Raw genomic sequence first — 19116 nt, 5'->3', positions numbered from 1 at the left:
GAATAGGGGTGAAACTATGATAACCTATAAGGATTCAGGAGTTAATATAGAAGAGGGTTATGAATCAGTAAAGCTTATAAAAAGACATGCAGAAAGAACATTTATTCCTGGGGTTTTAAATAATTTAGGAAGTTTTGCAGGCATGTTTGAGCTTGGTCAATATAAAAATCCTGTACTTGTTTCAGGAACAGATGGAGTTGGAACAAAGCTTGAAATAGCTTTTAAAACAAAAAAATATGATACAGTTGGTATAGATTGTGTGGCCATGTGTGTAAATGATATTTTGTGTCATGGTGCTAAGCCAATATTCTTTCTTGATTATATAGCTTGTGGAAAACTTGATGCAAAGGTTGCTGCAGACTTAGTTAAAGGAGTTTCTGATGGATGTGTTCAAGCTGAATGTGCTTTAATTGGAGGCGAAACCGCAGAAATGCCTGGTTTTTATCCAGAAGGAGAATATGATATAGCTGGATTTTCAGTTGGAATCGTAGAAAAAGACAGCATTATCGATGGCAGCAAAATTCAAGAAAATGATGTACTTATAGGAATAGCTTCTAGTGGGCCTCATAGCAATGGGTACTCACTTATTAGAAAACTTATTACAAATCTGGAAGAGGATTTTGGTGGAAAGAAGATAGGAGAGGAGCTATTAACTCCGACAAAAATCTATGTAAAACCAGTACTTAAGCTTATAGAAAAGTTTGAAATAAGAGGAATGGCACACATTACTGGTGGTGGATTCTTTGAAAATATACCAAGGATGTTTAAAGATGATTTTACTGCAGTTATAAATAGAGATAGTTTTGAAGTTCCAGAAATATTTAAGTATATTATTAGCAAGGGTGTGGATGAAAATCATATGTTTAACACATACAATATGGGGATAGGATTTGTTTTATGTGTTAAAGAAGAAGATTCAAATAATGTTATTGAAGAACTTGGCAGAATGGGTGAGAAGGCATACAAAATAGGATATGTTAAAAAAGGGGAAAAAGAAGTATGTTTAAAATAGCTGTCCTTGTATCTGGTGGAGGAACAAACCTTCAATCGATTATAGATGCTATTAAAAGCGGGTATTTATCAAACTGTAGTATTGAATCTGTTATAAGTGATAGGAAAGAAGTATACGCACTTGAAAGAGCTGTGACAAATGATATAAAAGCTTATGTTATTGATAGAAAAATACACAAAGGCAGAGTTTCTGATGAAATACTTAAGCTTCTTTGTGATAAAGTAGATCTTATAGTTTGTGCAGGATGGTTATCTATACTTAAAGGCGACTTAATTTCAAAATTTGAAAATAAAATAATTAATATTCATCCATCTTTAATACCTGCATTTTGTGGTGATGGTATGTATGGTATCAAAGTACATGAGAGTGCTGTAGAGCATGGAGTTAAGGTTTCAGGATGTACTGTACATTTTGTAGATAATGGAACAGATACTGGTCCGATTATATTGCAAAAAACTGTACCAGTATATGGAGAAGATACTGCTGAGCTTTTACAGAAAAGGATATTAGAACAGGAACATAAAGCTCTTCCAGAAGCTATAAAACTTATATGCGATGGAAGAATAAAGGTTAATGGAAGAAAAGTAATTATAAAATAGTTGGAGGTATGCAAAATGTTAAATCGCGCTCTTATAAGTGTTTTTAATAAAGATGGCGTATTAGAGTTAGCCAATTTTTTAATAAAGAAAGGTGTAGAAATACTTTCTACTGGTGGAACCTTTAAATACTTAAAGGATAACGGTATAGAAGTTACAGAGGTTTCAGATGTAACTGGTTTTGAGGAGATACTAGACGGAAGAGTTAAAACACTTCACCCTTTTATTCATGGAGGGATTTTAGCTATAAGAGATAACGTGAAGCATATGGAAACTATAGAGAAAAAGGGAATAAAGCCAATTGATGTTGTCGTAGTAAATTTATATCCTTTCTTCGATAAAGTTAAAGAAGATTTAAGCTTTGAAGAAAAAGTTGAGTTTATAGATATTGGTGGCCCTACGATGATAAGAGCAGCTGCTAAAAATTTTCAAGATGTTATTGTGCTTACGGATGTCAATGATTACAGCGATGTTATAACTCAGATAGAAGAAAATGGAGATGTAGATTTTAAAACAAGAAGAAAACTAGCGGGAAAAGTATTTAATCTCATGTCAGCTTATGATGGAGCTATAAGTAATTTCTTACTAGAAGAAGAATATCCAGAGTACTTAACTCTTTCTTATAAAAAATCCATGAACTTGAGATATGGGGAAAATCCGCATCAAAGTGCAGCTTATTATACATCTACTGTAGAAAAGGGCTCTATGAAAGATTTTGAACAATTAAATGGAAAAGAGCTTTCCTACAACAATATAAAGGATATGGATGTTGCTTGGAAGGTAGTAAGCGAGTTTGAAGAAACTGCTTGCTGTGCGGTAAAGCATAATACACCATGCGGAGTAGCAGTTGGAAATAGTGTTTATGATTCATATATTAAAGCTTATCAGTGCGATACTACTTCAATTTTTGGCGGCATTGTAGCTATAAACAAAAAGATTGATAAAAAGACAGCAGAAGAAATGGTTAAAATTTTTCTAGAAATAGTGATTGCTCCAGACTTCAAGGAAGAGGCTTTGGAAATTTTAAGATCTAAGAAGAATTTAAGGGTTATTAAATGTGATGTAAAACCTGAAAATAAAGCAGAAATTACTAAGGTTGATGGAGGAATACTTGTACAATCAGCTGATGATAAATTAGTTAACGAAACAAAAGTAGTAACAGAAAAGGCTCCAACAGATCAGGAGATGAATGATTTATTATTTGGAATGAAAGTATGTAAATATGTAAAATCCAATGCTATTGTTGTTGTAAAAGATGGAATGGCTAAAGGAATTGGTGGCGGACAGGTTAATAGAATATGGGCAGCTTGTCATGCTCTTGATAGAGCTGGCGACGGTGTAGTACTTGCGTCAGATGCTTTCTTTCCATTTGAAGATGTAGTACAAGAAGCAGCTAAGTACGGTATAAAATCTATAATTCAGCCAGGTGGATCTATAAGAGATGCTCAGTCTATAGAGGAATGTAACAAAAGTGGAATATCTATGGTGTTCACTGGCATGAGACACTTTAAACATTAAAAGAGATAAGAGGTGTAATGTATGAACATACTAATAGTTGGTTCTGGTGGACGTGAACATGCTATTGCATGGAAGGTAGCTCAAAATAATTCTGTAAAGAAAGTTTATTGTGCACCAGGAAATGGCGGAACAGCTATAGAGGAAAAGTGTGAAAATGTAAATATAGAAGATATAAATAGACTTGCAAACTTTGCAAAAGGAAATAATATTGAACTTACTATTGTAGGACCTGAAGTTCCTCTTACGGAGGGTATTGTAGATAAATTTAAAGCTTTAGGCTTAAAGATTTTTGGACCCTCGGCTGATGCTGCTCTCCTTGAAGGCAGTAAGGCCTATGCTAAAGCCTTTATGAAAAAGTATAATGTAAAAACGGCGGCATATGAGGTTTTCGAAGATAAAGATGAGGCTTTAAAGTTCCTCAAGGCTTGTGAGTATCCTATAGTAATAAAAGCAGATGGATTAGCAGCTGGCAAAGGTGTAGTTATATGTGAAAACTATGAACAGGCGGAAAATACTGTAATAGAGTTTATGGTTAAAGATATTTTTAAAGGTTCAGGGAAAAAACTAGTTATTGAAGAGTTTTTGGAAGGACCAGAAGCTTCGATTCTCTCTATAACAGATGGAGAAACAATAATCCCTTTTGTTTCGGCAAAGGATCATAAGCAAATTTATGATGGTGGAAAGGGACCTAACACAGGAGGAATGGGGGCTATATGCCCAAATCCATATTGCACAGAAGAGGTATTAGAAGCATTTAAAAAGGATGTAATGGAGCCTACCTTAAAAGGTCTTAAAGAAGAAGGTTTAGATTTTGCAGGTATAATATTCTTTGGGATTATGATAACTAAAAAAGGCCCATATTTACTTGAGTATAATATGAGATTCGGAGACCCTGAAACTCAAGCTGTTTTGCCTCTTATGAATAGTGATTTAGTAGAGCTCATATATGCTGCTATTAATAAAAAATTATCACAGTTTGAATTATGCTGGAATAATGGTGCATCCTGTTGTGTTGTTGCAGCATCTCAGGGATATCCAGGAAAATATAACACTGGTATAGAGATTATAGGTATAAACAAAGCAAATAGAGTTTTTGCAGCTGGTGTTAAATATGAAGATGGTATTTTGAAAACTAATGGAGGCAGGGTTCTATGTACTGAAGCATTAGGAAATACTGTAGATGAAGCTATAGATAAAGCATATAAAGATTTGAAGAATATAAGTTTTGAAGGAATTTATTATAGAAATGATATAGGTAAACTATAGAATTTAAATCTAAATTTAGAAGTATGTTTATAGAGCGTGTATTGTGGAAGCAATATGCGCTCTATATTTATGTTTAATATTACAATATTGTAAAATTAAGTAATTTTACGTATAATGAAATAGTAAAATTTAAATCTTGTTCAAAACTATGTGGTAGAAAAAAAACTAAAATAATAGTAAAATGTGTTATGTATGTTTTATTAATTTTGAGAATATCAAGGCTCTTCAAAAAATAACTTTGTTATTTTTTGAAGATGCCTTAATGTATAACTTTCTATATGCAAAATACCTATTATGTTTGGAGGTAAATATGAAAAAAGAAGAAAAAAGTACTAGGGCTAAAAAAAGGAAGAAATTTTCTGCAAAAGTGCTTATAACCTTTATAATTTATGAACTTATAGTAGCGGCTGTTACAACACCATTGCTGGTTTTTTACGGACCCTTTCAAAATGTTAAAAAGACTATAGTAGGTACTGCTATGGCAACCTTTAGTCATCAATATATTGCTACTACTTTTTTATCAAAGGACGAAATAAGTAAGCTAATAAAGGGTGATCAATCTGGTAGAGTAAGTGGAAGTGAGTCGGAAAACTTGAATACGATTCAGGTTAGTCATGCAAGTGATAAGGGCATAGAAAGATATGACATTCATACTAAAAAGTTTGATGGGTATATACTTGAAATTAAAGACCCTACGAGAATGAAAATAGGGTACACAAATAAAATTGGAGAAGTGGGTCAGAGAACTAGTGAAATAGCAGCGGCAAATAATGCTGTAGCTGCTGTAAATGGCGGAGGCTTTACTGATAGGTCTCCTAATAATGGTAAGTTATGGTCTGGTACAGGAGCTTATCCAGAAGGGGTTGTTATATCTGATGGGAAAGTAGTTTATAGTGACATTAAGGACAATGAGAGAGTAAATGTAACCGCATTTACAAAGGATGGGAAGTTAATTGTCGGAGATCACACTGTAAGTGATTTGAGAAAAGAAGGTGTAGTAGAGGCTGTTTCTTTTAGAAATACTCTTGTAATAAATAGTAAACCTGTGGCTGTTGATGACGAAGGATTAAATCCTAGAACAGCTATAGGGCAAAAACAGGATGGAACTGTAATAATGCTAGTTATTGACGGTAGAAAAGGATTAAAACCTGGTGCTTCTTTAAAAGAGGTGCAAAACATACTCATACAACAAGGTGCAGTTAACGCTAGTAACCTTGATGGAGGTTCCTCGTCAACTATGTATTTAGATGGAGAGGTTATAAATGATCCATGTGACTGGAATGGCGAAAGAACTGTTGCTACGGCAATATATGTAAAACCTTAGAGGAGAGTGCAATGATGAAAGTACTAAAAAGATTAATTATATGGAGTTTAATTCCTATAACATTAGAATTGATTGGTCTCCTATATGTTGATAAATTTTATTTAAGTGATGAAACTAATTTTAATGCTAAAAAAGTTGATATCATTTCGAAGAAAGGTCCAAATAAAATTAACGTAAAAATTCCGGAAAGTGCTAAAAATGTTGGAGTTTCTTATAATGGCAATTACATTTCTTATTATGATAATGATGTATTATATGTAGTTGATACATCAAACAATAAGAAGAAAGAACTGAAATTCGAAAATGGTGCAGAGTTTTCTTCATATAAGTGGCTTCCGGATAGAGATATAATGTTAATAGCAGAGAAGTATACGGGAGGCTTTGATGCAAATCATTTAAAATTTGAATCTTACAATGCAAAAAAAGATGCTAAAAGTTTTTTAAGTAATGAAAATAATAAAGAAATGAAGATATCTTTACCTGATGATAAATATGAAGTACTAGATATGGCTATATCTAGTGCTACAAATGTAACATATGTTAAAGTTGGAAAAGAAGGAGTAAGAAGCAGGTTGTATCGTATAAATGTAATGGCTCAAGTTGAAGAAACTAAATATCCTAATTGTAAGTTGGGCAAAATAGCTGCACAAAATAAAGAGGATAGACTAATTTACGAGGATACAACCTATAATAGAATAAGAGGAATAGGCTTAAAAAATCCTATTGCTACAGGAGAAAATGCTACTCATTATCTTTTAAATACAGATGCTGAAGATCAAATTTATATTGGAAACGGCCAGAATGGAAAAGTTAAAAAAATATTTATCATTAACCTAAAGAAAACGAAGGATAATATGAAAACTATGACTTTACCTGAATCAGTTGATAAGAGCAACATATATATAGCTAGGGATGGAAGAATATTTGTTAATAATCCTTCAAAAGCTGTAGTTACAGAGCTTGGTACAGGAAAAGAAACTGAATACAAGGGAAAATTAGTACAAATATATAATTTAGGTGTTATATCTATAGACAATAATAAATTACTAGGAAGCACATTTTAAATGATTTAGCAGCATATATATAAATGAGGAACATAGGAGTAGAAATGCAGAAATACATGCAGCTACTCCTTATTTTTCTCATTAAATAAAAAATTAACATTGATTTAAGGAATATTTTAAACATTTAGAAAATATAGATTATTATATAAAATGAATAATTATAAATTTTTGCTAACAATAATTATTCAAATAAAAGAGGTAGTTAATACAAAATTAATAAAAATTTTAAAAAATTTTTGCAAAAAAAAATCAGTATAGTCTTCAAAGTGTTGATTTTTAAGCGGTTGAATGTATAAATAAATATTAAAATTGGAATATTCAAAATATTACGAAAAATAAATACTTGTCCCAAATGTATGCTATAATTACAATAGTTAAAAAATTCATTATATTTATTATATTTTTTTATTCGAAAGGAGTGTTTTTAAAATGGCGAGTAACAAGTCTATCTTTAGAACGAAGTCTCTTGAGGCTATGTTGGCTCAAACGAAAGGGAAGGGGCTTAAAAAGGTTCTAGGAGCATTTGAGCTCACGATGTTAGGTATTGGTGCAATCATAGGAACAGGTATTTTTGTTCTTACAGGGGTTGCTGCAGCAGATTATGCAGGACCAGCACTTATGTTATCATTTATATTCTGTGGTATTACTTGTGCTTTCGTTGCATTGTGTTACGCTGAACTTGCTGCTATGATTCCTGTTGCAGGTAGTGCTTACACCTTCGGGTATGTTGGACTAGGTGAAATTTGGGCATGGATTATAGGCTGGGACTTAATTCTAGAGTATGTAGTTGCGGTTGCAGCTGTTGCTGTTGGTTGGTCAGGATACATTGTTTCGTTACTTAGAGCAGGCGGCCTAAATATCCCTGATGCATTCTGTAATGCTCCAGGACAAAAAGGTGGCATAATTAATTTACCGGCTGTACTAGTTCTATTTGTAATAACAGCTTTACTTATCAAAGGTGTTAGTGAAAGTGCTAAGTTAAACAACATACTTGTTGTAATAAAATTAGCGGTTGTTATATTATTTATAGTTGTTGGTGTTGGACATGTTAAGCCAGCTAACTGGAATCCATTTTTCCCATTTGGTGTTAATGGTGTATTTAAAGGTGCAGCTATAATATTCTTTGCTTACCTTGGATTTGACGCAGTTACAACTGCAGCAGAAGAAGTTAAAAACCCTCAAAGAGATTTACCAATAGGTATAATTGCATCATTAGCAATATGTACAGTATTATATATTATAGTATCAGGTATACTTACAGGTATGGTTCCTTATGCACAGTTCCATGGTAATGCAGCTCCAGTTGCTTATGCGTTATCTTCTGTAGGAATAGGATGGGGTTCGGCTCTAGTATCAGTAGGTGCAGTTTGCGGTATATCTTCAGTATTACTTGTTATGACATTTGGAGCAACTCGTATACTATTCTCACTATCAAGAGATGGATTGTTACCACAAGTATTTGCAGAAGTTCACCCTAAGTTTGGAACACCTATAAAGAGTACTATACTTGTTGGTATTATGACTATGGTGCTTTCAGGATTTGTTCAAATAGGAAGACTTGCAGAAATGACAAACATTGGTACACTTGCAGCGTTCATTGTAGTTTCAGCTTCAGTTATGGTTCTTAGAAAGAAGAGACCAGATGTTGAAAGACCATTTAGCTGTCCGGCAGTTCCAGTTGTTCCTGTTATCGGAATAATATTCTGCTTATACTTAATATACTCATTACCTAACTTTACAAAATTGGTATTTTTAATCTGGCTTGCTATAGGCTTTGTAATATACTTCGCATATGGTAAAGCTCATAGCACTATGAACTTTGAAGAACAAGCAAAATAAAAAAATAATATTTTAATAATAAAGGGATACCTTGCAATAAAACGCAAGGTATCCCTTTGTTTTGCGCTAAAACACTATCTATTCTTTGTAGAAAATTAAGATAATAAAAATGAATAGAATATTTTAAAAATGCAAATTATTTAGACATAAGAATAGAAATCTTTAAAAACATATCAATACTTAATTGAAAAAGTTAATTTGTGATTAAATTTTTTTTGTCATTTGACTAATTGAAAAAAAAATTTAAAGAAGTAATTGTATTCTTGCATTTTAGTAGTTTTGTATATGAGTTGGTATGACTGGTTTTAGGATACTTATGACTCAAAAGTGTCAAGAAAATTGGGAAAATAAAAAATAATTTAACTTTTAAAGGTTTAGAAAAAATATGTGCTATTATATTAGTAATTCAATTCAATCAAATTTTTTTAAATTTTTACACTATTTTATCAATTTTATTACATTATATCTCAATATTTTACACTTATTTTATTAATAATAAGGGGAAGGAGTGGCTTTAATGTCAAACTCAAAGTCAATTTTTAGAACGAAGCCTATTGAGGAATTGTTAGCTCAAGCTTCGGGAAAAGGATCTCTTAAAAAGGTACTTGGTGCATTCGAACTTACAATGTTAGGTATCGGTGCAATTATAGGAACAGGTATCTTTGTACTTACAGGAGTTGCTGCAGCAGATTATGCAGGGCCAGCACTTATTCTTTCATTTATTGTTTCAGGTATCACTTGTACATTTGCAGCTTTATGTTACGCAGAACTTGCAGCTATGATTCCAATTGCAGGTAGTGCTTACACCTATGGATATGTTGGATTAGGTGAAATTTGGGCATGGATTATAGGATGGGACTTAATTCTAGAATATACTGTTGCTGTTGCTGCTGTTGCAGTAGGATGGTCAGGATATATTGTAGAGCTTTTAGCAGCAGCAGGCATTCACGTACCAGCAGCATTAGCTAATCCTCCAGGACAAAATGGTGGAATAGTAAATCTTCCAGCCATACTTATACTAGCAGTAATAATGGCTTTACTTGTTAAAGGTGTTAGTGAAAGTGCTAAGTTAAATAACATACTCGTTATAGTTAAGTTAGGCTGCGTTATTCTATTTATAGTTGCAGCAGTAGGTCACGTTAATCCAGCTAACTGGCACCCATTTTTCCCATATGGAGTTAACGGTGTGTTTACAGGAGCAGCAATTATATTCTTTGCATACGTAGGATTTGACGCTGTTGCTACAGCTGCAGAAGAAGTTAAAAATCCTCAAAGAGACTTACCAATAGGTATAGTTGCATCACTTTTAGTTTGTACAGTATTATATATTGTAGTTTCAGCAATATTAACAGGAGTTCTTCCTTATATGTCATATAAAAATAATGCAGCACCAGTTGCTTATGCACTTACTCAAATAGGAGTAAACTGGGGTTCAGCTCTTGTTGCTGTTGGAGCAGTAGCAGGTATTACATCAGTATTACTTGTTATGACATTTGGAGCAACTCGTATACTATTCTCATTATCAAGAGATGGATTATTACCACAAGTATTCTCAGATGTTCATCCAAAGTTTGGTACACCTGTAAAGAGTACAATATTAATTGGTGTATTAACAATGGTTTTATCAGGATTCTTACAAATAGGAAAATTAGCAGAAATGACAAACATAGGTACACTAAGTGCATTTGCCATAGTTTCAATATCAGTTGTAGTTCTTAGAAAGAAAAGACCTGATATTAAGAGAGAGTTTAAATGCCCAGGGGTTCCAGTTACTCCATTTATATCAGTGGCTTTCTGTGTATTCTTAATTTTTAAACTACCAAATTTCACAAAAATGGTATTTGTAATATGGCTTCTTATAGGATTCGTAGTATACTTTGCATATGGAAGAAGTCATAGCGTAATGAACCGAGAAAAGAAAGCTTCTTAAATATAAGTATTTACAGGAATGTAATCGTTGTTATATCTTCCCATATACATAAGTACATGGGAAGATATTTTTTATTCAGGTTTTTTAAAGTAATAAAGCTTTCCATCTTCTATAGAATATTGAATAAGTCCTTTAGAAAATAAATAGGAGATAAATGCAGAGACACCGCCGAAATTTAGATGGTATTGGTAAAAATTAAGGGATAAGTCATTTAAAACCGATAAGTTTTCTAGTATATCTTCTCGGGTTAGCGGCTGATCTAATAAGTCTAAAATTTGATTCTTATAGCTTTCTATATTTTCCAGGTTTTTATCAACCAACTTTTCAATTTTATCTCTATTTAATATTTCATTAGCATGGCTTATTACAAAATAATCTGCATCTATGGTTTTAATTCTATTTAAGGTATCAATACTTTCTTCTATGTCATAAAGATAGGGAAAAGAATATTTTTCTAGTATTTCACTACTGAATATAGAATCTCCAAGAAAACATACTTTTTCAGGAGTTATTATACCTATTTGTTCAATGGAATGTCCTTTTAGAGGAACTATCTCAAATTTTTCATCATTAATTTTATTTACTCCATAATCAAGTACAAAATCTACATGTAGAGGTTTATTGCTTTTGTCTATCCCTTTAATAGGTGTAGAAGAAAATAATATAGAAGCTTGAATTTCTGGGTTCTCCATAAATAACTTTTCTTTTAATGAGGTATAAACTAAGCAACCTGGATAACTCTTTTGAAAATACGTATTACCACCATTGTGATCAAGGTGATTATGTGTATTTATTATATACTTGGGATGAAGGTTATTTTCTATAAGTATCTCTTCAATTTTTTTAGCATCTGAATTATTACTTCCAGTATCAATTATTAGACAGTTTTTATTTTTAAATGCAAATATTCCTGAGTTTGTAACTGAGTTTATGTAATAAGTATTTCCCTTTATCTTAGTTAGTGTCATATATAATCACATCCTTAATTTAAGTTAATCCCACTTGTAGTGTGGTAAAATTTGCTGAGATTTGAAGTTGCAAAAAATTTTGAAATTTGGCTCTATACGTGGTATAATCTTTAATAAGCTATTGTAAGACAATTATGCTGTAGTATATAGAAATTGGAGGTTTTTAAATATGGATAGTGTTGCATGGGGACCACTATTAACACTTTTTGGGATAACAGGTATCCTACAGGGGTTAGGAATGAAGTATAACAAAGCTATTAGAAAAAAGCTTATGATTGACGCAGAAGGAATAGATAAAAAGTATATTAACTTTAAAATAAACTTTCTTATTTTTACAGGAACATTTATACTTTTAATCCAGTTAGTTGCCCGCTTCAATCCTTCAACTGGAGAAAAACTTCAGATATTACTTTCAGCTTTTTTACTTCTTGCAATAACATCTGATATGGTATATAGGAAGATTAGAAACAAAAAACGTCAAAGTTAAGCTAGTAACATATAAATTAGGTTATTCCTATAGTTGAAAATTATAGAATAGCCTAATTTTTTTATCTGCTGAAGTTTGGTAATACTATTATGTATAAGCTAAATTTCTAAAGTGCATTTCTATACTACCAATTCAATGTATAAAAAAATGATATAAATATTGGCACTAATGAGCTTAATATAACTCCATTTAAGAAAGAAATTACAGTAATTTCTGGAGTTGTAGCTTTTGCTATTAAAGGTAAAGTTGTGTCCATTGAAGTAGCACCAGCAGGTGCTATTGCTGTGTAGTGGTTTAGCTTTACAGCTACTACAGGTATTAGTACAACAGCAATAAGCTCTCTAAATACATTTGTAAGGAAAGCCGTAGTTCCTACCTGCGCGCCATCTAGATTCGTAAGCAGTATTCCTGAAAGACTATACCAGCCAAAACCAGAGGCTATAGATAAGCTAGATTTAAAGGAAAGATTATAAATTAATGCAGTTAAAATACCACCAGCGAAACTTCCGAGAATAATACAAGCAGGAATTAATATAATTTTAAAACCGCTCTTTTTTAAATTCTTAATTAGACTTTTATTTGATCCTACATCAATTCCAATAGATAATATTAAAAAGTTCAGAGATATAGTAGATAAAGTATTGAGATTATCTGTTATATTTTGAGGCATTACAAAGTATCCACACAACATTCCAGCAATAACTGCAATAATTATTGAGCCTGTCATTACTCCTCTCCTCCTCTCATAAAATAGGAAGTTACAAAGAAAACTAAAATTATACTGCATATAGAAGTCAATAGGGCAAAGGTCAAAGATATTTTGCCTATATTTTTTAAGTTGACCATAATAGATTTATTACCTCCAGCTGATGCTCCCATACAGAACAAAAGAAAAATAACACCTATTTGCTGTATACGTCCGTTATAACTCTTTTGCTTGTCACTTAGGTTAAAAAAATAGCCTATAAGAATACCAATCGATAAAGAAATCAAAATAGTCCACACTTTCCATTCCACCTCCGTAGTTAAATTTTGATTTATCCGATGACTTACAAAAAATTTTAATCTGAAAGCAAGAATCCTGTTTGTGCTATAGCTAATATTTTTTCATGCTGCAAAATCCCTTGTTTGAGCATCTACTGCAATCGTGGTCTACGGCGCTTAAAGGTTTATGCTCATCTGCCCCATAAATATATGCTAGTGATCGAAGAGATGTAAGCATGAAGTCTTCATTTACATATATTCCAAGAAAATTTTTCGAATCCAGTGCATCTAGAATGTTTTTTTGATACCAAAGGGGAATTTCTCCATCACCAGGAGCTATTCTGTGACTAAGTCCTAATCCTAATATTTTAACTTTTTCATATATATGATCGAATAGCTGAGAACTTATTTCAAAAAGGTAAGATGTGGCCATAGCATCAAGAACCATAGCTTCCTTCATCTTAGCGTAAGAAAAAAACTCATTTACCTTTTCAGTAATTTTGTCTCCTATGGTAACAATACAATATACAATGTGGTCAAAGTCATTAATTACATCAAAAGTAAAGTCTTTACCCTTTATATCTATGTTGAATATTCCTGTTGGCTGTACAGACTCATACAGAACAGGCAGCAAGGCTTCGTATATTGAACTGATTTCTTCATCAGTTATTGTTTCGCAGTAAGATTTTAGAGTATTAATTACTATTTTTTTATCTAGCTTAAAATTAAAATCTAATACAACCTCCATAAATTTTCCCCCTAAAGAATTTAAAAATTTATTTTCAAATTGATACTATATGTTGATTAATAACTAAACTTTCAATCTTTGAATCCTATAAGCAGACATACAAAATCTATGATTTTGATATGGTCGCTTACTCATTCGACAGTAGGAGAAGGAGTTTCATATAACTATTATACAATAAAATGTAAATAACAGAATAGAGTTATGTATTTTTATTAAATATAGAGGAAATTTTATAAAATTAATTGACAAAATTATTAGAATAATATATATTGAATTTGTGATTAAAAATTCAATATATTAAACTTTCAGGGCAGGGTGTAATTCCCGACCGGCGGTAAAGTCCGCGAGCTGAGTAATCAGCATGAACTGGTGAAACTCCAGTACCGACAGTAAAGTCTGGATGAAAGAAAGATTATTATTATTTGTCAGTATTTATATTTGACATATGAGCCCCTGAAAGTTTTTTCAGGGGCTTTTAGGCATCTTTAAAAAATAACTAGTCAGTATGCTAATGGATTTTGAGTCATACTGCGTCATCAGGACCTTTATTAATTTTAAAATACATAATATAAGCATTATGTACCGAGTTTATGGAATACTAAAATGTAGACAAAGAAATATCGGTATGTGCATATCTTCATTTTTTTTCAATGTAAATTTATATAAAATATGTAAAATAATAATAATATATTTAATAATCATAGATTGAAGAGGTGAGAAAATGGACAGAGGTTATAATAACTCTTATGAATACTATATGAGTATTGCACTAGGTTTAGCTAAAAAAGGAGAAGGAGCAGTAAATCCAAATCCTTTAGTAGGTGCAGTAGTTGTGAAAAATGGAGAAATAGTTGGAAAAGGTTATCATAAGTTTTATGGAGGACCACACGCGGAAGTTTACGCACTAGGGGAGGCAGCAGAAAAAGCATCAGGTGCTGATATCTATGTAAGCTTAGAACCCTGTAGTCACTATGGTAAAACACCTCCTTGTGTAGAAGCTATTATAAAAGCAGGTATAAAAAGAGTGATTATTTCCATGGAAGATCCAAATCCATTGGTAGCAGGAAGAGGCATTAATTTTTTAAGAGAAAAGGGTGTTGAAGTTATCACTGGGGTTTTAGAAAATGAAGCAAAAAAATTAAATGAAATATTTATTAAATACATAACAAAAAAAATACCTTTTGTAATTTTAAAAACTGCAATGACTATTGATGGTAAAATTTCCACTTATACAGGAGAATCAAAGTGGATAAGTGGAGAAGAGTCAAGGGAATATGTTCATAAGATAAGAAACAAGGTTATGGGGATAATGGTAGGTATAGGTACAGTAATAGCAGATGATCCGTTGCTTACTACAAGATTAAAAGAGGGCAGTGGTAAAAGTCCTAAAGCCATAATAGTAGATTCTAAATTGAGGATACCTATGGAGTCAAAAATCTTAGAAACCTTGAATGAAAGAGAAGTAATAATTGCATGTACAGAGGGCTCCGATAATGAAAAGAAAGACATTTTAGAAGAAAAAGGAGTAAAAGTTATAATCACTCCTAAGGATAAAAATAATAAAGTAGACTTAAGTCATTTGATCAATGAGCTAGGTAAGCTAGGCATAGATAGCATATTACTAGAAGGAGGGGCCGAATTAAATTTTGCTGCTGTAAGCTGTGGGATAGTGGATAAAATCATGTGCTTTATAGCGCCAAAAATTGTTGGAGGCAAAAGCTCTAAAACTCCAATTGAAGGACAGGGGATAGAAAAAATGAATGAAGCAATAAAGGTTAAAGATATTACATATAGAGTGTTTGGAAGTGACTTACTGTTACAAGGGTACTTATATTCTTAACATGGTGGTGATTATATGTTTACAGGTTTAGTAGAGGAGATTGGAGAAATAACTAATATTTTTAGTGGAGAAAAATCTGCCAGGCTTACAATAAAAGCAAAAAAAGTACTAGAAGATGTGAAGTTAGGTGATAGCATCGCAGTTAATGGTGTTTGTTTAACTGTAACTAGTTTTAATGAAAATTGTTTTACTGTAGATGTTATGGCAGAAACTTTGAGAAAAAGCAATTTGGGCAAGTTAGGTAAAAAAAGTAAGGTTAATCTTGAAAGAGCTATGGCTCTTGGAGCAAGATTTGGAGGGCATATAGTAAGTGGACACATAGATGGTACAGGAAAAATTGTAGGTACAAAAAATGAAGATATAGCTACATGGATTACAGTAGAAAGCGATTCTAATCTTTTAAGATACATAGTTTTAAAAGGTTCTGTAACTATAGATGGTATTAGTCTTACAGTTGCTGATTTAGGAGATAATTTTTTTAAAGTTTCACTTATACCACATACGAAGGAAGAAGCTACTCTTCATGGAAAAAAAGTTGGAGATGAAGTAAATATTGAATGTGATATGGTAGGAAAATATGTTGAAAGACTTTTATTTATGAAAGATACGGAAGAAAGCAGGCAAAAGGGAGTTACAGAAAATTTGCTTAAGGAATATGGATTCATGTAAGCAGACATCCAAAATCTTAAGCAGATATCCCAAATCTATGATTTGGAGATAGTCGCTTACACAGAGTGCTGATTTTGAGATGGTCGCTTAAGCAGAGAACTCAAATCTCTGATTTGAAGTGAATCGCTTACTCAGCGAGTACTCATTCGACGATAGGAGAAGGAGTTTCATATAAGCAGGCATCCAAAATCTATGATTTTAAGATGATCGCTTACTCATTCGACGATAGGAGAAGGAGTTTCATATAAAAAATAAGTAACTTTAAACATATCAATTTATCGAAAGGGAGATGTACAATATGGGATACAAATTTAACACTATAGAAGAGGCATTAGTGGATATACGAGAAGGAAAAATGATTGTTGTAGTAGATGATGAGAGCCGTGAAAATGAAGGGGATCTTCTAATGGCTGCAGAAAAGGCTACTCATGAAAATATAAATTTTATGGCTAAGTATGGAAGAGGGCTTATATGCACACCTATGACAGGAGAAAGACTTAAAGAACTTAATATTGATCATATGGTTAAGGATAATACTGATAAATTTTATACGGCTTTCACAATATCTGTTGATGCGGTAGGTACTTCTACTGGTATTTCTGCCTATGACAGAGCATTGACTATACAAAAATTAATATCGAGTTCTAATGGTGATGACTTTAAAAGACCAGGACACATATTTCCATTAGAAGCAAAGGAAGGTGGAGTACTTACAAGAGCGGGGCATACTGAAGCAGCAGTAGATTTGGCTCGTATGTCTGGGCTTTATCCAGCAGGTGTAATTTGCGAAATAATGAATGAAGATGGAACAATGGCTAGAGTCCCTCAGCTTATGGAATTTGTTGAAAAGCATAATTTAAAAATTATAACTATAGCTGATTTAATAGCTTACAGAAGAAAAAATGACATATTTATAAAGGCAGCGGCAGAAGCAAACATACCAACTAAATTTGGTGAGTTTAGAGCAGTAGGGTATGAAAATACATTAACAGGAGAACATCATGTGGCTTTTGTTAAAGGCGAAAATTTTGGAGATGAGCCAGTTCTAGTAAGAGTACATTCTGAATGCTTAACAGGTGATGTATTCCATTCCTTAAGATGTGACTGCGGAGATCAATTAGCAGCAGCAATGACACAAATAGAGAGTGAGGGAAAAGGTGTACTTCTATATATGAGGCAGGAGGGAAGAGGCATAGGACTTATAAATAAGCTTAAGGCTTACGCCCTTCAAGAAAAGGGTATGGATACAGTGGAAGCAAATATTGCACTAGGGTTTCCAGCAGATTTAAGAGATTATGGAATAGGAGCACAGATACTTCAAGATCTAGGTATAAAAAAAGTTAGACTTTTAACTAATAATCCTAAAAAAATAGCTGGACTTTCCGGCTATGGTATTGAAATAGTAGATAGAGTGCCAATACAAATTGAGCATGCGAAAGAGAGTGAACATTACATGAGAACAAAAAAAGAAAAAATGGGGCACCTACTTAATTTATAAAAATAATTTAAATAGTTATAGGAGGAATAAAGGATGAAAGTATATGAAGGAAAGTTAACAGCGGAAGGATTAAAGTTTGGAATAATAGTTGGAAGGTTTAATGAGTTTATAGGTTCAAAGCTTCTTGGTGGAGCTATAGATTGCTTAAAGAGACATGGAGCACCAGAGGAAAATATAGAAGTAAGCTGGGTACCAGGAGCATTTGAAATCCCATTGATAGCTCAAAAGATGGCAGCAATGAAAAAGTATGATGCAATAATATGTTTAGGTGCAGTAATTAGAGGTTCAACTCCTCATTTTGATTATGTTTGCAGCGAAGTATCAAAAGGAGTAGCACATGTATCACTACATTCTGATATGCCAGTAATCTTTGGGGTGCTAACAACTGAGAGTATAGAACAGGCAATTGAAAGAGCAGGAACTAAGGCTGGAAATAAGGGATATGATGCGGCAATGACAGCAATAGAAATGTCAAATCTTATTAAGGATCTAAAATAATTTTATAAACATATTAATATAATGGCTTTACCTTGGAAAAGATAAACTCAGAGGTGAGTTTAATGAAAGATAAACCAGATGAAGAATTATATGAAGAAAAGACAGAAAGTAAGGAAAACAAAGAAGAAGATTCAAAGGATTATTATCCTACTATAATGGGTGTTGAAATGCCCTATAGAGGATTAACCAGCAAGTACTATTAGGACTGCATAAATTAAGCAGTCCTAATAGTATTTTTTATAGAAGTTCTTTAAGTTTTTCTTCTATGTAAGTTTTTATTTCTTTCTCATTGATGTATAGATTATCATCTATGTCACCAGGTTTTACTCTGAAGAAATTTATAACTAATTTATTATCTGCAATTTTATACTCATCTAAATGCATAGGAGAAATTATAACTTCTAATTCTTCATATTTTTCATTTTGGAGTTTTTCTATAAGATCATCTAAGTTAAGTTTTTTTAGAGGTTGAATCATTAAGTTAGTATATTCTAGATCCTCCATCATCCACATATTGTTGTTCCAAAATCTTCCTTCTTTTTTATTGCCAGGAGAAAATGGCTCTCTATTAGTTATAGCACTGAGCACCTTACGAACAGATTCAGCATTAAACTCATTATCATATATAAGAGTTAAACCATCCATATTCGATACATCATTAAGATATTTTTCGGAAACCTTTTCTCTGTCATTTGTAGCTTGCCAAAAATAAAGCATAGCTTCGATTAAATCCATGTTTAATTTTATTCTTTTTAACATAAATATACTCCTTTCAAAAGTTCGATCTTTTATAAATATTCTTCATTAATACTTGTAAACCCTTTTCAAAAGAAAAAATATACAAAAAAGGTTATTTCATATTACTGAAATAACCT

19 protein-coding genes and 1 riboswitch are annotated in these 19116 nt (G+C 32.3%); of the genes, 14 read left to right on the top strand and 5 right to left on the bottom strand.

Features of this window, described 5'->3' with window-relative positions:
• The first annotated feature begins 16 nt into the window (after window positions 1–16).
• From purM to bcaP (I6U51_RS08700), 8 genes are all read left to right on the top strand, one after another.
• Entirely contained in the window at window positions 17–1012 is a 996-nt protein-coding gene (gene purM, locus I6U51_RS08735) for a phosphoribosylformylglycinamidine cyclo-ligase (protein WP_211142294.1), read from the top strand.
• Complete coding sequence (gene purN, locus I6U51_RS08730) at window positions 1000–1611, top strand: phosphoribosylglycinamide formyltransferase (RefSeq protein ID WP_211142293.1); 612 nt, start codon at window positions 1000–1002, stop codon at window positions 1609–1611. Before purM ends, purN begins: the two co-directional genes overlap by 13 nt.
• A gap of 15 nt (window positions 1612–1626) precedes the next feature.
• Window positions 1627–3126, top strand: coding sequence for a bifunctional phosphoribosylaminoimidazolecarboxamide formyltransferase/IMP cyclohydrolase (gene purH, locus I6U51_RS08725; RefSeq protein WP_211142292.1), 1500 nt, complete (start codon window positions 1627–1629; stop codon window positions 3124–3126).
• A gap of 21 nt (window positions 3127–3147) precedes the next feature.
• Entirely contained in the window at window positions 3148–4392 is a 1245-nt protein-coding gene (gene purD / locus I6U51_RS08720) for a phosphoribosylamine--glycine ligase (protein ID WP_211142291.1), read from the top strand.
• 310 nt (window positions 4393–4702) lie between these two features.
• Window positions 4703–5716 (top strand): phosphodiester glycosidase family protein, encoded by a 1014-nt coding sequence (locus I6U51_RS08715; protein WP_211142290.1) that lies wholly within the window; start codon window positions 4703–4705, stop codon window positions 5714–5716.
• Between the two features lie 14 nt (window positions 5717–5730).
• A complete protein-coding gene (locus tag I6U51_RS08710) occupies window positions 5731–6780 on the top strand; it encodes a hypothetical protein (protein ID WP_211142289.1) in 1050 nt (349 codons plus the stop codon).
• A gap of 429 nt (window positions 6781–7209) precedes the next feature.
• Window positions 7210–8619, top strand: a complete 1410-nt coding sequence (bcaP, locus tag I6U51_RS08705; RefSeq protein WP_211142288.1) for a branched-chain amino acid transporter BcaP — start codon at window positions 7210–7212, stop codon at window positions 8617–8619.
• Window positions 8620–9136: 517 nt separating this feature from the next.
• Entirely contained in the window at window positions 9137–10549 is a 1413-nt protein-coding gene (gene bcaP / locus I6U51_RS08700; RefSeq protein ID WP_211142287.1) for a branched-chain amino acid transporter BcaP, read from the top strand.
• A 71-nt stretch (window positions 10550–10620) separates the two neighbouring features.
• On the opposite strand, the gene I6U51_RS08695 is transcribed toward bcaP (I6U51_RS08700), so the two are convergent.
• Window positions 10621–11517, bottom strand: a complete 897-nt coding sequence (locus tag I6U51_RS08695) for an MBL fold metallo-hydrolase (RefSeq protein ID WP_211142286.1) — start codon at window positions 11515–11517, stop codon at window positions 10621–10623.
• Window positions 11518–11686: 169 nt separating this feature from the next.
• Between I6U51_RS08695 and I6U51_RS08690 the strand changes: the two genes are divergently transcribed.
• On the top strand, window positions 11687–12004 hold the full coding sequence (locus I6U51_RS08690) for a hypothetical protein (RefSeq protein ID WP_211142285.1): 318 nt from the start codon (window positions 11687–11689) through the stop codon (window positions 12002–12004).
• 124 nt (window positions 12005–12128) lie between these two features.
• On the opposite strand, the gene I6U51_RS08685 is transcribed toward I6U51_RS08690, so the two are convergent.
• The 3 genes from I6U51_RS08685 to I6U51_RS08675 form a co-directional block, all read right to left on the bottom strand.
• Entirely contained in the window at window positions 12129–12731 is a 603-nt protein-coding gene (locus I6U51_RS08685; RefSeq protein ID WP_211142284.1) for a LysO family transporter, read from the bottom strand.
• Window positions 12731–13009, bottom strand: coding sequence for a LysO family transporter (locus I6U51_RS08680; RefSeq protein WP_178908151.1), 279 nt, complete (start codon window positions 13007–13009; stop codon window positions 12731–12733). Before I6U51_RS08680 ends, I6U51_RS08685 begins: the two co-directional genes overlap by 1 nt.
• A 91-nt stretch (window positions 13010–13100) precedes the next feature.
• Window positions 13101–13736 (bottom strand): 5-methyltetrahydrofolate--homocysteine methyltransferase, encoded by a 636-nt coding sequence (locus tag I6U51_RS08675; protein WP_211142283.1) that lies wholly within the window; start codon window positions 13734–13736, stop codon window positions 13101–13103.
• A gap of 297 nt (window positions 13737–14033) precedes the next feature.
• Window positions 14034–14152: riboswitch (FMN riboswitch) on the top strand.
• Window positions 14153–14457: 305 nt separating this feature from the next.
• On the opposite strand from I6U51_RS08675, the gene ribD reads away from it, so the two are divergent.
• The 5 genes from ribD to I6U51_RS08650 all read left to right on the top strand — a co-directional run bounded on the left by ribD (window position 14458) and on the right by I6U51_RS08650 (window position 18444).
• Window positions 14458–15576, top strand: a complete 1119-nt coding sequence (ribD, locus tag I6U51_RS08670) for a bifunctional diaminohydroxyphosphoribosylaminopyrimidine deaminase/5-amino-6-(5-phosphoribosylamino)uracil reductase RibD (protein WP_211142282.1) — start codon at window positions 14458–14460, stop codon at window positions 15574–15576.
• A 15-nt stretch (window positions 15577–15591) separates the two neighbouring features.
• Entirely contained in the window at window positions 15592–16245 is a 654-nt protein-coding gene (locus I6U51_RS08665) for a riboflavin synthase (protein WP_211142281.1), read from the top strand.
• A 298-nt stretch (window positions 16246–16543) separates the two neighbouring features.
• Window positions 16544–17743 (top strand): bifunctional 3,4-dihydroxy-2-butanone-4-phosphate synthase/GTP cyclohydrolase II, encoded by a 1200-nt coding sequence (locus I6U51_RS08660; protein ID WP_211142280.1) that lies wholly within the window; start codon window positions 16544–16546, stop codon window positions 17741–17743.
• A gap of 33 nt (window positions 17744–17776) precedes the next feature.
• The gene (gene ribH, locus I6U51_RS08655) at window positions 17777–18241 is read left to right on the top strand and encodes a 6,7-dimethyl-8-ribityllumazine synthase (RefSeq protein WP_211142279.1); all 465 of its coding nucleotides are present in this window, start codon (window positions 17777–17779) and stop codon (window positions 18239–18241) included.
• 62 nt (window positions 18242–18303) lie between these two features.
• A complete protein-coding gene (locus I6U51_RS08650; protein WP_211142278.1) occupies window positions 18304–18444 on the top strand; it encodes a hypothetical protein in 141 nt (46 codons plus the stop codon).
• A 34-nt stretch (window positions 18445–18478) separates the two neighbouring features.
• Here I6U51_RS08650 and I6U51_RS08645 read toward each other — a convergent pair whose 3' ends face one another.
• Window positions 18479–19000 carry a TDE2712 family protein gene (locus I6U51_RS08645; RefSeq protein WP_211142277.1) on the bottom strand — a complete coding sequence of 174 codons (522 nt, stop codon included), beginning with the start codon at window positions 18998–19000 and terminating at the stop codon, window positions 18479–18481.
• Window positions 19001–19116: the final 116 nt, after the last annotated feature.

It is taken from the genome of Clostridium aciditolerans, from assembly GCF_016316925.1.
In the GTDB taxonomy this organism is placed as follows: domain Bacteria; phylum Bacillota; class Clostridia; order Clostridiales; family Clostridiaceae; genus Clostridium_AM; species Clostridium_AM aciditolerans.
The sequence above is the reverse complement of the archived record's forward strand: the minus strand, read 5'-3'. Positions and strand labels throughout refer to the sequence as shown.

Bases quoted from the DNA above. Each gene is read 5' to 3' on its own strand.
- purM (WP_211142294.1), top strand. From the start codon at position 17: ATGATAACCTATAAGGATTCAGGAGTTAATATAGAAGAGGGTTATGAA.
- purN (WP_211142293.1), top strand. From the start codon at position 1,000: ATGTTTAAAATAGCTGTCCTTGTATCTGGTGGAGGAACAAACCTTCAA.
- purH (WP_211142292.1), top strand. From the start codon at position 1,627: ATGTTAAATCGCGCTCTTATAAGTGTTTTTAATAAAGATGGCGTATTA.
- purD (WP_211142291.1), top strand. From the start codon at position 3,148: ATGAACATACTAATAGTTGGTTCTGGTGGACGTGAACATGCTATTGCA.
- I6U51_RS08715 (WP_211142290.1), top strand. From the start codon at position 4,703: ATGAAAAAAGAAGAAAAAAGTACTAGGGCTAAAAAAAGGAAGAAATTT.
- I6U51_RS08710 (WP_211142289.1), top strand. From the start codon at position 5,731: ATGAAAGTACTAAAAAGATTAATTATATGGAGTTTAATTCCTATAACA.
- bcaP (WP_211142288.1), top strand. From the start codon at position 7,210: ATGGCGAGTAACAAGTCTATCTTTAGAACGAAGTCTCTTGAGGCTATG.
- bcaP (WP_211142287.1), top strand. From the start codon at position 9,137: ATGTCAAACTCAAAGTCAATTTTTAGAACGAAGCCTATTGAGGAATTG.
- I6U51_RS08695 (WP_211142286.1), bottom strand. From the start codon at position 11,517: ATGACACTAACTAAGATAAAGGGAAATACTTATTACATAAACTCAGTT.
- I6U51_RS08690 (WP_211142285.1), top strand. From the start codon at position 11,687: ATGGATAGTGTTGCATGGGGACCACTATTAACACTTTTTGGGATAACA.
- I6U51_RS08685 (WP_211142284.1), bottom strand. From the start codon at position 12,731: ATGACAGGCTCAATAATTATTGCAGTTATTGCTGGAATGTTGTGTGGA.
- I6U51_RS08675 (WP_211142283.1), bottom strand. From the start codon at position 13,736: ATGGAGGTTGTATTAGATTTTAATTTTAAGCTAGATAAAAAAATAGTA.
- ribD (WP_211142282.1), top strand. From the start codon at position 14,458: ATGGACAGAGGTTATAATAACTCTTATGAATACTATATGAGTATTGCA.
- I6U51_RS08665 (WP_211142281.1), top strand. From the start codon at position 15,592: ATGTTTACAGGTTTAGTAGAGGAGATTGGAGAAATAACTAATATTTTT.
- I6U51_RS08660 (WP_211142280.1), top strand. From the start codon at position 16,544: ATGGGATACAAATTTAACACTATAGAAGAGGCATTAGTGGATATACGA.
- ribH (WP_211142279.1), top strand. From the start codon at position 17,777: ATGAAAGTATATGAAGGAAAGTTAACAGCGGAAGGATTAAAGTTTGGA.
- I6U51_RS08650 (WP_211142278.1), top strand. From the start codon at position 18,304: ATGAAAGATAAACCAGATGAAGAATTATATGAAGAAAAGACAGAAAGT.
- I6U51_RS08645 (WP_211142277.1), bottom strand. From the start codon at position 19,000: ATGTTAAAAAGAATAAAATTAAACATGGATTTAATCGAAGCTATGCTT.